A 12,528-nucleotide genomic window follows, 5' to 3' on the forward strand; every position below is an offset into this window, starting at 1 on the left:
GATACTAGAAAAACTCAAATGCGTAAGCCGGACTCCGGGAAGTAAGAAACTTTAATCTTCCTTTTTGTTTTGTTTTTTCTCGTAAAAATTTCGTCTGAAATCTCTGTTTTTTCGGCCGTATTGCTTTTGCTTATTGCGTTTATTATTAAAAAACACCAGGAGAAAAAGCACGGCGATAATGGCTATGACGATGATAAATTGAGTGTCTGGTGAAAATTGCTCGAGCATGATTTTAGTAGTTTTTAAAAGTTAAGCGATTGACTCATCGGTTTCTATTCACCGCAAAGGCGCAAAGTTCGCAAAGAATCAGATCAATTTTATAGTTTTAATCTATAAATTGTATAGTTTATTGTCAAGCCAGCCAAAACATGGGTGTTACCTGCTATAGACCTACGGGTTTGTTGTCCTCTTTGGGACTTCATGTAGGTAACATAAAACCTAGCAAACTCTTTTAAGCCGTCAGGTACAAAATATAGTTTCCAACTACTGTAAATTATAGCATGCTCTACTCAAACCCTAATCACAAAGTCCTGTTTGACCTGTTCTTTTCTGAAAAACACCAGTCCCCACTGAAAGGTGTCAATCGTCACCTGGACCTCTTCGTGAATTTTTATCTTTTCCCAGGCCATTTCCATAGCAGGCGACCAGTGGATATCATCAAAAATAAAGAGGGTATCGTTGTGTTTATGCTTGAGCAGATTTTCAAAGTAGGTGAGCGTAGACCCCCCATCATGATGCCCGTCGATAAAAATAAGATCGAATGTTTCCTGAGGGTTTAACTCTGTAAGACCTTCAGCAAAGGATGAATTCATGCCAGTGATTTTAGTAAGTTTCAACTTTTCAAACAGGCTTTGTGCATAGGCTGAAGTGGCCGGACAAGCTTCAATAGTTGTTAAGCGAGCCCGACCGGAACCCGCTATACTGATGCTTCCCAAACCTATGGAAGTTCCAAGTTCGAGTGCGTTTTTTACAGACAGATAATCCACAAGCCGACTCATTAGTCTGGCGCGTTTTCGAGAAATGGAGACGTGTTGAGCGATTTTAGAAACTGGCCTTAAATTCCCTTTGAAGATTTTAGACCCGGCTCCAAAATCTTCGACTTTCAAGACTTCCTTAGATTTTAATACTGATTTCTGAGCTTTATCCCAAAGCTCATAAGCTTCAAAAGGCTCATTACTGTAAAAGCATTTGGTGATCAGGTTATACACAAACGGCGAGTGGATTCCATGCTGATTTTTGGAATGCCATAGAAAGTTCAGATATGCTTTTGCTTTAAACCACATGAATAGAGAGACTTCAGTTTAACTGACAAAAATCATACTTTAAGAGGTATTCAAGCGCTAAAATTGCATAAAATATCTGGATATGTTTCTACAAACACTTTTCGTCAATTGGTCAAACGGGGCTTTCATCATGACCGCTATTTTTGGACTCGTCATTGTAAGCCTGGTGGGATTTGTGATTTACTATATCTCAAAAGCCAGTAAGAAAGAACGCAAGCAAAGAGAAGAAAACGAGGAGGCTTAAGCCTCCAGCTTCATAGACAACTCAAACCATTGCTCTGTTTTATCTTCCAGTTCGGACTGGATGTTTTGAAGCGCCATGGTCTTTTCCTTGATTTCTTCAGGACTCAGGTCTTTAAGGAATTCGGCTTCGAGTTTTTCCTTTTCCTTTTCCAGGGTACTGATTTCCTTTTCCAGTTTTTTATAGGTCTTTTGCTCGTTGAAGCTGAGTTTGTTTTTGGGTTCTGTAGTTGGTTTGGATTTGGTCGAGGTTTCAGAAGAGGTTTGGCTGCTTTCTTCGTATTTAGCTTCCAGCTCCAAGGCTTTTATATCTCTGTAATCTGAATAGTTTCCGGGAAAATCTGTGATCTTGCCTTCACCAAATACAAACAGGTGGTCCACGATTTTATCCATAAAATATCGGTCGTGACTCACCACAATAAGACAACCGGGGAAGTCTAAAAGGAAATTTTCAAGCACATTCAGGGTCACGATATCGAGATCGTTTGTAGGCTCATCGAGAATTAAAAAGTTAGGGTTTTGAATCAATACCGTACATAAATACAGGCGCTTTTTCTCACCACCACTTAACTTTTCTACAAAATCATACTGCTTTTTGCGATCGAATAAAAACTTCTCCAGCAACTGAGAGGCTGAAATTTGCCGTCCCTTGGTTAACGGAATGTAGTCTCCATAATCCCGAATCACTTCGATGACTTTCTGGCCTTCTTTGGCTTGTATACCCCCCTGGGTGTAATAACCGATTTTCAATGTTTCACCATGAACTACTTTCCCCTGGTCGGGGACCAAACCGCCGGTCAGCACATTCAGGAAGGTAGATTTTCCGGTTCCGTTTTTCCCGATGATGCCGATGCGTTCGTTTTTCTTAAAGATGTAATCGAAATTTTGAAAGAGGTAATTGTCCTCAAAACCTTTGGAAACGTGGTGCATTTCCAAAACCTTGGAGCCCAAACGCTCCATATTGATTTCCAGTTCCACCTGGTGATCATTTCTTCGTTTGCTTGCTCTGTCTTTGATGTCACCAAAGCTTTCAATTCTGGATTTGGACTTGGTCGTTCTCGCCTTCGGCTGACGTCGCATCCAGTCCAGTTCTTTCTTGTAGAGCTGTTTTGCTTTAGCCGTTGTGGTTTGTTCTACCTCAATGCGTTCAGCTCGCTTTTCAACATAGTAGCTGTAGTTTCCTTTGTAATTATACAAGGTTTTGTCTTCAAGTTCTATGATATGGTTACATACCCTGTCCAGGAAATACCGGTCGTGGGTGACCATAAACAAGGTCAGGTTTTCACTTTTTAAGAATTCTTCCAGCCATTCAATCATTTCAAGATCCAGGTGGTTGGTAGGCTCATCGAGAATCAATAAATCTGGTTTTCCCAGCAAAAGGTTGGCGAGTGCCAGACGTTTCTTCTGTCCGCCAGACAAGTCACGTACTTTCTTGGATAAGTCGTCCAGCTTGAGTTTGGAAAGAATCTGACGGTAGGTGGTTTCAAAATCCCAGGCCTGTTTCGCTTCCATCTGGTCAAAAGCCTTTTGGTAAGCTTCAGCGTCATCTGGATTTTGCAGTGCTTTTTCATAAGCATTGATGATACCTAGAATTTCATTATCAGAAGAAAGAATCGTTTCCTCAATACTTAGGGTAGGTTCCAGGTCGGGTTCCTGGGGTAAAAATCCAACCTTCACGCCCTTTCTGTACACCACCTGTCCGCTGTCTGGAGCTTCTTTTCCGGCTATAATGTCGAGCAGGGTGGTTTTTCCAGTCCCGTTTTTGGCAATGAGCGCTATTTTTTGACCCTGGCTAATGCCAAATGATAAGTTTTCGAAGAGTTCGAGTGTCCCAAATGATTTAGAGACTTCTTCAACTGATAGATAATTCAATGTTATATTTTTTGCAAAAGTACTCAAGTCCGCTTGAACTAGCTAATTCAATTTAGCATAATGGAGTGTCAATTTGCCATAAATATTTCAAAATGAGACAAGCACTTCGGTCAAAAGACATATTTTTGCCGCCTTGTAAAACGTACTAAAAGCAAATTCAAATGAAAGTAGCTGTTGTCGGCGCTACCGGTATGGTAGGCCAAGTGATGCTCCAGATTCTTGAGGAGCGTAATTTTCCTTTAACCGACTTAATTCCTGTGGCTTCGGAGAAGTCGATAGGGAAATCAATCGTCTATAAGGATAAGTCATATAAGGTGGTAAGCTTAGCAGACGCAGTGAAACGAAAACCAGAAATCGCTTTGTTTTCTGCCGGGGGGGATACCTCGTTGGAATGGGCACCAAAATTTGCCGAAGCAGGTACCACCGTCATCGACAATTCATCGGCGTGGCGAATGGATCCCAAGAAGAAATTGGTAGTTCCGGAAATCAATGCTTCTGAAATTACCGCGGACGATATGATCATTGCCAACCCCAACTGTTCCACCATCCAACTGGTGATGGCTTTGCAGCCTCTGCACAAAGCTTACCAGATAGACCGGGTAGTTATTTCGACTTACCAGTCGATTACAGGAACCGGGGTAAAAGCCGTTCAGCAACTGGAAAATGAATACGCCGGAAAAACTGGTGAAATGGCTTATCCGTATCCGATTCATAAAAATGCAATTCCGCACTGCGATGTGTTCCTGGAAAACGATTACACCAAGGAAGAGATGAAACTGACCAATGAAACCAAAAAGATTTTATCGGATGATAGCGTAAAAGTGGCCGCTACAGCGGTGAGAATACCTGTGGTTGGGGGGCATTCTGAATCGGTCAATATCGAATTCAAACAGGCGTTTGAGGTATCTGACGTGAAAAAAATCCTAAGTGAAACCGAGGGCATTACGCTTCAGGATAACCCTGGAGTCAATACGTACCCGATGCCCATTTACGCTCAGGGCAAAAACGATGTCTTTATAGGCAGAATCCGAAGAGATTTCACCAGAGACAATGCGCTGAATATGTGGATTGTTTCAGATAATTTAAGAAAAGGTGCTGCGACCAACGCTGTTCAAATCGCTGAATTTCTTTTAAAGACTCGTTTCAAGGCATAAAACCTTAAGATGATTAGAGATAAACTGCCTTTTCAGAACTTCTGAAAGGCGGCTTTTAATTCCTTGCCTGACGTGGAATCTGATAACGATACGAAATACATGAAGCAAGACGCATACCGTTTCTTGTAAAGCAAACAGGCTCAAGTCATCCTTAAATACGTTTGCTGTTTTTAAACCTATTGATCTATTTTTAGTTTTTTAGGGGTTTGTCTACTGTCCCAAATGTTTAAAATCATGATTTGATTTTCATTGAAATCTCATATCATCAAATAATCACCAACAATTTTGATGCGAGCATTTTATCATTTGTTAGTTTACCAATTTCAGGATATTCAGAAATAAAATGCACAGCCTTTTTAAATAAGTGATTTAATTTTTTGCTGTATTCCAGAGGTTTGTTCCTTTGATTCCAATACCTAAGAATTTCTTTTCTATCCTCTTGAGCTTTAATCGACCAAACTACTCGCCTAGCCATTGATCTATTTCATAGTTGGCTTCAGTATTGCTCAGCAAATCACCCTTTTTAATTTGCTCTCTAACTTCTCTGATTTCTAGATTTTGTTCATCTGATAATTGATAAGGCTCCTGAATTTTATTCTCTTGATGTAAGTAGTTATAAAATTCGTTCAATAAGTCCTTGTTTGTGGAAATATTGATTTCCTCGATCAATTTTTTTTACTTCAGAAGCTTCCATCAATATAATTTTATACTAAAAAAAGAATATAAAATTTACTAATCACTTTAAGAGCAACTATTAATAACTAATAAGTTTTCAAATTTAAGCCCTCTTAGGGAATCTATCAGAGCCTGCTTTTATCGGCATACAGGCTTACCGATGGTGTGCGAGTCATTGTCACCCTGGCTGGTTCTTCCGCCTTAAGGCAGGGAAAAGCTTTTTGGCGTCTAGATGAATCCATTTCCCACTGGAAAACAATAAGATTCCGTCTTACCAAAAATTTCTGTGTCCGAAAGAGATGGTTGTCAATTCAAACTTGTTATTTCACATCTGTTATTTTAAATGTTGACCAGTTGACCATCTAGAATAATTCATAGCCTTATGTCATATAGCTATGATTCGTTATATTTACGTTTAAAATTTAAACCAATGAAACAGATACTCATGCCCATTGCTGCCGTTTGCCTGCTGGCCTCCTGCAACCAAGGCGAAAAAAACCAAAACACATTGACATATCCGGAATCAAAACAAGTTGATAGTGTGGATGCCTATTTCGACACCGAAGTGAAAGACCCTTACCGCTGGCTGGAAGATGACCGCAGTGATGAAACGGAAGAATGGGTAAAAGCACAAAATGCCCTGACCTTTAGTTATCTGGAAGACATTCCTTACCGCGATTCCTTAAAACAGAGGTTGACGGAGGTTTGGAATTATGAAAAAATTGGAGCCCCCTTCAAAAGAGGAGATTACACCTATTTTTCCAAAAACGACGGATTACAAAACCAGTCGGTTTACTACCGTTATAAGAATGATGAAAGTCCTGATGAGGCGCAGGTGTTTTTGAACCCAAACACGTTTAGTGAGGATGGGACCACGTCTATGGCAGGCATGAGTTTTACGGAAGATGGCGAACTGCTGGCCTATTCCATCTCTGAAGGCGGAAGTGACTGGAGAAAGATTATAATTCTGGATGCAGAAACCAAAGAACAACTAGGGGATACGATTGTGGATGTAAAATTCAGCGGAACTTCCTGGAAGGATAAAGAGGGCTTTTATTACTCGAGTTACGACAAGCCGGAAGGAAGCGAGTTGTCTGCAAAAACAGATCAGCATAAACTTTACTATCATCAATTAGGTACCCCCCAAAGTGAAGATCAATTGATCTATGGAGGAACTGAGGAAGAAAAGCACAGGTATGTATCCGGTAGCGTTACTGAGGACAATAGATATTTGATAGTCTCTGCCTCAAAATCTACCTCCGGAAATCGATTGATGATTAAGGATCTGACAAAATCAAATTCTGAGTTTGTCGACATCATAGATACGTATGACAGCGACGTCTATGTTATAGAAAATGAGGGCAGCAAACTTTTTATCGTCACCGATAAAGATGCACCAAATAAGAAAATTGTAACGGTGGATGCTGCTGCACCGCAGGCAGAAAACTGGGTAGACTTTATACCGGAGACCGAGCATGTTTTATCTCCATCTACAGGAGCGGGTTACTTCTTTGCTGAATACATGGTAGATGCCGTTTCACAGGTAAAGCAATTTGATTACACCGGTGAACTTGTAAGGGATATCGACCTTCCGGGAGTAGGTTCTGTTGGAGGTTTTGGAGGCAAGGAAGATGCAGATGTACTGTATTACTCGTTTACCAATTATACAACTCCTGGCACCATTTATAAATTTGAGCCTAATAAGGGCATTTCTGAAGTCTATCAAAAGCCTGATATCGATTTTGATACCGAAGCTTACGTGAGCAATCAGGTATTCTACACCTCCAAAGACGGGACGCAAATACCAATGATCATTACACACAAAAAAGGAATTGAACTGGACGGCACACATCCGACCATGCTTTACGGTTACGGAGGCTTCAATATTTCCTTAACCCCCTCTTTTAGCACGGCGAATACAGTCTGGCTGGAAAATGGCGGAATTTATGCTGTAGCCAACTTGCGAGGCGGTGGTGAATATGGAAAAGAATGGCATGATGCAGGAATCAAAATGAAAAAGCAAAATGTGTTTGATGACTTTATTGCAGCGGCAGAATACCTTATTGCTGAAAAGTACACCTCATCAGACAAGTTAGCCATCCGAGGCGGATCCAACGGCGGCCTTTTGGTAGGCGCAACGATGACCCAGCGGCCAGATTTAATGCAGGTGGCTTTACCAGCTGTAGGTGTTTTGGACATGCTGCGTTACCATACCTTCACCTCGGGTGCAGGCTGGGCATACGATTATGGAACGTCTGAAGATAGTCCTGAAATGTTTGAATACCTAAGAGGGTACTCCCCTTTACATAATATCACCGAAGGAACAGAATATCCAGCGACATTAGTTACTACCGGAGACCATGACGACAGGGTTGTTCCTGCGCATAGCTTCAAATTTGCGGCTGAATTACAAAGCAAGCAGTCTGGAAATAATCCAACCTTAATACGTATCGAAACCGATGCAGGACATGGGGCTGGAAAGCCAACGTCTAAAATCATCCAGGAATATGCGGATATATTCGCCTTTACGTTTTACAATATGGGCTACGAGGAATTATAGTAATATTATATAGAGTTAAATGATAAGAAAAAGCTTCACTTAAAAAACCAAATTTTATTTATTTAGGTTTTAGGTGAAGCTTTTTATTTATAAAGCAAAGATTTCTCATTTAATCATAGAAAAAGGATTATAAAATTTTTCACAGGTGAAATTACAGGGTGCTAAAGTGAAAATTTGCTTAATTGCATTATGTGTTGCAGGTATGCTTCAAGCCTCATTTGCTCAAAGCTTAAAGGCTTCTAAAACCATAAAGCAGGATTCGGTATATCTGGATTTCATCAATTTATTTAGTATTCCAGTAGAGGTGAATCTGAGTGGTAAAGACTCCTTAGGAAGTGAAGTTAGATTCAAACCCTATACTCTTTTGCATGCTAATGAAACTTTAAAAGAGGCTCTAGTTATACCTTTAAAATCAGTAAAAGATACTGCTCAAATCCAGATTGAAGACTATATAAATTTTAAAGCGACCTTCGGCAGTCCATTTTCTAAAGAAGACGGGACAAGGTATATTTTACCTTATTTGAAAGGAATGCAATATGAAATCATGCAGTCTTATGGAGGAGCTTTTTCTCATAAATCCACTTCTTCTTATTATGCTATAGATTTCAGTTTACAAGTTGGAGATACAGTAACAGCAGCCAGAGATGGAGTTGTTTTTTTTGTAAAAGAAGATTCAAAGGAACATTGCCCTACACCAAAGTGCATTGACAAAGCCAATAAAATTCTGATTTCGCATAAAGATGGCACCTATGCCAATTACGTTCACCTTGATTATGAAGGCGCACTTGTTAATGTCGGGGATACTATAAAGGCTGGCGATATGATTGGAATATCCGGGATGACAGGGTTTACTACAAAACCGCATTTACATTTTGTCGTCCATAAAGCAAGAAGTGTCTCTGTACCCATACGATTTAAGGGGGTTTGGAGAAAAAAACTAAAACAGGGAAAACTTTATAGAAGGAAGAGGTGAAAATAGATTTTAGTGCGCTATAAGCTGGACTCTCCCGTGGAGACGAGTGGTTTTTTTCATTTCCTGATGTATACCCAGCCTATTCTTGTTACTAGATTCGCACAAAACATAAAGTGTAATAAAAAAGGATAACCAGCTTAGTAGTTATCCTTCTGAATTGAATGTGTTCTAATTCTTATATATCGTAGTAATAATTCTCAAAACTATTCCATTCGTACCTGCTTAAGACGCCGTTATCATCGAAATCCCAGTTATTGAAGACGTAGTTTGCAAGTTCGTATTCGCTGATATAATTGTCAGCGTCTAAATCTATATCTGTAAAATATTCGGTGTCATAAGTGACATCATAATATTCGTCATAATCTATCATGCCGTCACCATCCATATCGATATAGCCTACTTCTTCATGTACTAAATAGTCTTCATAAAAGTAGTTGTAACCTACTAGCCATTCTTCGTCAGACAGGAAACCATCTCCGTCGGTATCTAAGCCGGCAAAGGATTCTCTAAAAAATCCCTCTTCAACTATTCCTCGCGGATCGGCATCATCAGACCAGGCAGAATAAAATTCATCGGTGAATTTATCTGTGAATTCTTCTCTTTCAATAAGATAATCACCGTCTTTATCCCATTCATCGAAACTTTCCTGTGCAATTATTGCAGTTGTACCTAACATAAGTAAACCGCTTAAAGCTATTTTTAATGTGTTCATCATGTGAGTTTTATATGGTTAAACAATACATAAATATAATTTAATAGAAGGTATATCTTTCCCGGTATTTGACGTTTAACCTGACCTTAACCTTAGGTGTTAAGAACTTATAATTCTGAGAATAGTTTGAATTGGGTAGATTTATGGAGTTCATGTTTTGATTTAGGCATAGGAAAAAAAAGAATGGAAGTAGAGGACGTGCTTTTTATTTTACCTGGTATTGAGGCAAAAAAGGAAATGGCTTATACGGAATTTAGGGAATGCTTTTCTATTCAGGTTAGAATCGGAGATTTATAAAATGAACATCATAAGTGTTTTTTTATTCTAAAAAGTTCAACAATTCTTTATATTAAGCCTACCTTAAACATTTCATAAATAGTAGAAACTATGAAATTACTTGGAACTATTTTATTGATAGCCGGAATACTGGGAACCATTGTCTTTGGCATTCGCGCCTTAGAGGATTCTGAAAGCTTCAATCTTTTGGGCTTAGATGTCGCTGTAAGTTCTGCCAACTGGACGCCGGTAATCATAAGTGTCGTTGTACTTGTTGTAGGCCTTTTGCTAAGGCGTAAATAGGCAAGGTCGCTTGAGAAAGGCTTTATTTATAAGATACATGCTGATTCAATTTTCACGAAAAATAAGCTCACATGTATGTATTCTGGGTTGACCAGAAAGATGACACGTAAAATATAACTAACATTTTAGTTTAGATAATGTTTTTAGTTATATTTGGAAAAATACTTAGTCATGAAATCGTCTTTTTTATTTTTGATCCTGTTCACTATGAGCTTTACTTGTTTTGGGCAAAGCAAGACTAGGCTTCAGTCTCAGTATGATCAGATATTTCACATCAAAAAGGAAAAATACCCCCAAGGGGAATATCTGAGAAAGATGGTGAATTCCCTTGAAGAGGATCACGAATTTGAAGACCTGGTCAATAACAATAAGCTATATCTGGACTACCTGCTCACCAATTTTTCAACCGGGGATAATTACCAGGAGTTACTTGCACTCAAAAAGAATAAAGCGCTTCAGGAGAAGTTTATAAACGCACTGGAAGCAGACAGTTTGTTTAATTCTGCAATGTTCAAACTCTCAGAAAAAGCGTCGAACCCTTCTTTTGTTCAGGATACGGTTTCCATGGATGAGCTTTTGAATGTAGCAGTTAAATTTTTCAATATCAAAGGAATTACAAAAGAAGGACATTATGCGGGAAAGGTTTGTTCCGGAATCAATGCTATTGTTGAAACTTTGCCGAAACGAAAACCACATTTGGAGGCCTTTAGCTTTTCTACAATTCTCCAGAACATAAAGCATCAGGATGAAAACATGCAGGACGAATTCATAGCCGCTATCTATGAACTCTATAAACTCGATCTTGGCGTGGAAAAAGAAGACCGGCTTTTACGCGCCCAGGGAGTCATGTTTTCATTGATGAGGAATAATGCAAAGCTTAAACAACTCCTTTTGTCAGAATATGAAAAGAAAAAAGAATACCTGCCTTTTGTCATAAGCCATGGGTAATTATAGAAAAATAATCATTCGTAAATACTATTCTATTTCAATCATTTAATGAGCAATTCAACTCAGGTCTCTCCGACGCATCAAAAAAAGAATCGAACTACTGGATGTTATTAGGGGATTCGCAGTTCTTGGAATTTTTGTGGTCAACATTGAAATCATGAACAGCACCTTCGTCAACCAGGAGGTGTTTAGTCAGCAATGGACTTCAACGATAGACCAGTTTGCCTTAAAGATCCTCCAGTTATTTTTTTACAGCAAGTTTTTTTCCATATTCTAACTTCTTTTCGGCCTGGGAATTTCTATGCAGGCCCTTTACTTATATGAAAAGAATGAGTTGTCATTTTCCTTCTTCCTAAGAAGAATGTTCATTTTGTTTATGATCGGGCTACTGCATATCATTTTACTGTGGTCTGGTGGCGTACTACATTTGTATGCCATATTGGGCCTGCTGGTCACCTTGCTGATTAGAGCCTCTAACAGAATGCTTGTCATTCTGTCTGTTTTCTTTCTCTTGTTTCTCTACTATGATCAGATTTTCGGAGCTTTATTTAATTACCTGCTTAATCCGCTTAAATATACTGGCAGAATGGCTCTGACCAATTGTGTGATGCACAGTGTATTTGGCCTCATACTCTTTTCCTTTCTAGGGTTTGGCCTTTATGAAACCCTGAGTCCTTTGCAAACCATAGTAACGGCATTGGCTGTGTTCATATTTCAGATAATTTACAACTGGATCTGGCTAAGGTATTTTCTTTATGGTTCCCTGGAATGGGTCTGGCGATGTTTGACTTACCGAAAACTATTACCCGTCCGGAAAGTTGAATGTTCAGAGGTTGCCCTGAGTAAAACTGAATAAGAAGGGGTGTCTCCAGTCCCGAGGCTTCGGGAGAACCAGGATCACAAATTTTTCCATATAAAAAAACCCCAACTAATGAAAGTTGAGGTTTAAAAGGTGGTGCCTCCAGTCCCGAGGCTTCGGGAGAACCAGGGTCTATTTTCTGCTGAGAATATCTGAAAGAATCTCAGGTTGTTTAATTAGTTTGATGATGAATTTTTTACTTTTCATTCGTTTGACAAATTTTTCAAGGTGTAAGGCTTCCTCTCTTAATTGACATTTAAAAGAAAGTTCCAGTTCCCAGTCTTCAGCACTTTTTGTAAAAGCCTTTCTGAACCTATGCTGATTGTGAAGTTCAATTCTATTTTGGAGATCTTTAGTTTCTCCAACATAGTATTTATCAATTTTCTTACTATATATGATATACAGGAAATGCATATGCTAAAATAATAAAAACTAACTTTTAAAACGTGGTGCTTCCTGTTTCCAAGGTTCTGGGGAGAACCAGGATCACAAATTTTTCCATATAAAAAAACCCCAACTAATGAAAGTTGAGGTTTAAAAGGTGGTGCCTCCAGGAATCGAACCAGGGACACAAGGATTTTCAGTCCTTTGCTCTACCAACTGAGCTAAGGCACCAGTTTTATTGCGGGTGCAAATATAAACCCATTATTTAATTAAACAAAAGAAAAGATGA

At 39.2% G+C, this 12,528-nt stretch carries 13 protein-coding genes and 1 tRNA gene; 7 read left to right on the plus strand and 7 right to left on the minus strand.

Features of this window, described 5'->3' with window-relative positions; translation table 11 throughout:
- Nucleotides 1-51: 51 nt before the first annotated feature.
- Both G3567_RS13360 and G3567_RS09620 read right to left on the minus strand, forming a co-directional pair.
- The gene (locus tag G3567_RS13360; protein WP_205521213.1) at nucleotides 52-228 is read right to left on the minus strand and encodes a hypothetical protein; all 177 of its coding nucleotides are present in this window, start codon (nucleotides 226-228) and stop codon (nucleotides 52-54) included.
- 281 nt (nucleotides 229-509) lie between these two features.
- Entirely contained in the window at nucleotides 510-1,283 is a 774-nt protein-coding gene (locus G3567_RS09620; protein WP_164005127.1) for an O-methyltransferase, read from the minus strand.
- 82 nt (nucleotides 1,284-1,365) lie between these two features.
- On the opposite strand from G3567_RS09620, the gene G3567_RS13365 reads away from it, so the two are divergent.
- Nucleotides 1,366-1,527, plus strand: coding sequence for a FeoB-associated Cys-rich membrane protein (locus tag G3567_RS13365; protein WP_176752716.1), 162 nt, complete (start codon nucleotides 1,366-1,368; stop codon nucleotides 1,525-1,527).
- On the opposite strand, the gene G3567_RS09625 is transcribed toward G3567_RS13365, so the two are convergent.
- Nucleotides 1,524-3,395: an ABC-F family ATP-binding cassette domain-containing protein gene (locus G3567_RS09625; RefSeq protein ID WP_164005128.1), complete on the minus strand. Its 1,872-nt coding sequence runs from the start codon at nucleotides 3,393-3,395 to the stop codon at nucleotides 1,524-1,526. The genes G3567_RS13365 and G3567_RS09625 overlap by 4 nt on opposite strands.
- 161 nt (nucleotides 3,396-3,556) lie before the next feature.
- Here G3567_RS09625 and G3567_RS09630 point away from each other — a divergent pair, with 161 nt between their 5' ends.
- The gene (locus G3567_RS09630; protein WP_164005129.1) at nucleotides 3,557-4,549 is read left to right on the plus strand and encodes an aspartate-semialdehyde dehydrogenase; all 993 of its coding nucleotides are present in this window, start codon (nucleotides 3,557-3,559) and stop codon (nucleotides 4,547-4,549) included.
- Nucleotides 4,550-5,008: 459 nt separating this feature from the next.
- Here the strand turns inward: G3567_RS09630 and G3567_RS09635 are convergent, their stop codons facing one another.
- Nucleotides 5,009-5,218 carry a hypothetical protein gene (locus G3567_RS09635; RefSeq protein ID WP_164005130.1) on the minus strand — a complete coding sequence of 70 codons (210 nt, stop codon included), beginning with the start codon at nucleotides 5,216-5,218 and terminating at the stop codon, nucleotides 5,009-5,011.
- A 436-nt stretch (nucleotides 5,219-5,654) separates the two neighbouring features.
- Between G3567_RS09635 and G3567_RS09640 the strand changes: the two genes are divergently transcribed.
- Together G3567_RS09640 and G3567_RS13585 are read left to right on the plus strand one after the other, a co-directional pair.
- Nucleotides 5,655-7,784: a prolyl oligopeptidase family serine peptidase gene (locus tag G3567_RS09640; protein ID WP_164005131.1), complete on the plus strand. Its 2,130-nt coding sequence runs from the start codon at nucleotides 5,655-5,657 to the stop codon at nucleotides 7,782-7,784.
- Nucleotides 7,785-7,929: 145 nt separating this feature from the next.
- Entirely contained in the window at nucleotides 7,930-8,757 is an 828-nt protein-coding gene (locus G3567_RS13585; RefSeq protein WP_164005132.1) for a M23 family metallopeptidase, read from the plus strand.
- Between the two features lie 175 nt (nucleotides 8,758-8,932).
- Here G3567_RS13585 and G3567_RS09650 read toward each other — a convergent pair whose 3' ends face one another.
- Nucleotides 8,933-9,472, minus strand: a complete 540-nt coding sequence (locus G3567_RS09650) for an EF-hand domain-containing protein (RefSeq protein WP_164005133.1) — start codon at nucleotides 9,470-9,472, stop codon at nucleotides 8,933-8,935.
- 384 nt (nucleotides 9,473-9,856) lie between these two features.
- Here G3567_RS09650 and G3567_RS09655 point away from each other — a divergent pair, with 384 nt between their 5' ends.
- The 3 genes from G3567_RS09655 to G3567_RS09665 all read left to right on the plus strand — a co-directional run bounded on the left by G3567_RS09655 (nucleotide 9,857) and on the right by G3567_RS09665 (nucleotide 11,852).
- Nucleotides 9,857-10,048, plus strand: coding sequence for a hypothetical protein (locus G3567_RS09655; RefSeq protein WP_164005134.1), 192 nt, complete (start codon nucleotides 9,857-9,859; stop codon nucleotides 10,046-10,048).
- A 171-nt stretch (nucleotides 10,049-10,219) separates the two neighbouring features.
- The gene (locus G3567_RS09660; protein ID WP_164005135.1) at nucleotides 10,220-10,996 is read left to right on the plus strand and encodes a hypothetical protein; all 777 of its coding nucleotides are present in this window, start codon (nucleotides 10,220-10,222) and stop codon (nucleotides 10,994-10,996) included.
- 301 nt (nucleotides 10,997-11,297) lie between these two features.
- Entirely contained in the window at nucleotides 11,298-11,852 is a 555-nt protein-coding gene (locus tag G3567_RS09665) for a DUF418 domain-containing protein (protein WP_394351408.1), read from the plus strand.
- Between the two features lie 135 nt (nucleotides 11,853-11,987).
- Here the strand turns inward: G3567_RS09665 and G3567_RS09670 are convergent, their stop codons facing one another.
- Together G3567_RS09670 and G3567_RS09675 are read right to left on the minus strand one after the other, a co-directional pair.
- Entirely contained in the window at nucleotides 11,988-12,269 is a 282-nt protein-coding gene (locus G3567_RS09670; protein WP_164005136.1) for a GIY-YIG nuclease family protein, read from the minus strand.
- A gap of 128 nt (nucleotides 12,270-12,397) precedes the next feature.
- Nucleotides 12,398-12,470, minus strand: a tRNA-Phe gene (locus G3567_RS09675).
- Nucleotides 12,471-12,528 lie beyond the last annotated feature (58 nt).

The organism is Psychroflexus aurantiacus, from assembly GCF_010820555.1.
Lineage (GTDB): Bacteria > Bacteroidota > Bacteroidia > Flavobacteriales > Flavobacteriaceae > Psychroflexus > Psychroflexus aurantiacus.

Excerpts from the sequence above, each read along its gene's own strand:
- G3567_RS13360 (WP_205521213.1), bottom strand. The coding sequence starts at position 228 with ATGCTCGAGCAATTTTCACCAGACACTCAATTTATCATCGTCATAGCC.
- G3567_RS09620 (WP_164005127.1), bottom strand. The coding sequence starts at position 1,283 with ATGTGGTTTAAAGCAAAAGCATATCTGAACTTTCTATGGCATTCCAAA.
- G3567_RS13365 (WP_176752716.1), top strand. The coding sequence starts at position 1,366 with ATGTTTCTACAAACACTTTTCGTCAATTGGTCAAACGGGGCTTTCATC.
- G3567_RS09630 (WP_164005129.1), top strand. The coding sequence starts at position 3,557 with ATGAAAGTAGCTGTTGTCGGCGCTACCGGTATGGTAGGCCAAGTGATG.
- G3567_RS09640 (WP_164005131.1), top strand. The coding sequence starts at position 5,655 with ATGAAACAGATACTCATGCCCATTGCTGCCGTTTGCCTGCTGGCCTCC.
- G3567_RS09650 (WP_164005133.1), bottom strand. The coding sequence starts at position 9,472 with ATGATGAACACATTAAAAATAGCTTTAAGCGGTTTACTTATGTTAGGT.
- G3567_RS09655 (WP_164005134.1), top strand. The coding sequence starts at position 9,857 with ATGAAATTACTTGGAACTATTTTATTGATAGCCGGAATACTGGGAACC.
- G3567_RS09660 (WP_164005135.1), top strand. The coding sequence starts at position 10,220 with ATGAAATCGTCTTTTTTATTTTTGATCCTGTTCACTATGAGCTTTACT.
- G3567_RS09665 (WP_394351408.1), top strand. The coding sequence starts at position 11,298 with ATGCAGGCCCTTTACTTATATGAAAAGAATGAGTTGTCATTTTCCTTC.
- G3567_RS09670 (WP_164005136.1), bottom strand. The coding sequence starts at position 12,269 with ATGCATTTCCTGTATATCATATATAGTAAGAAAATTGATAAATACTAT.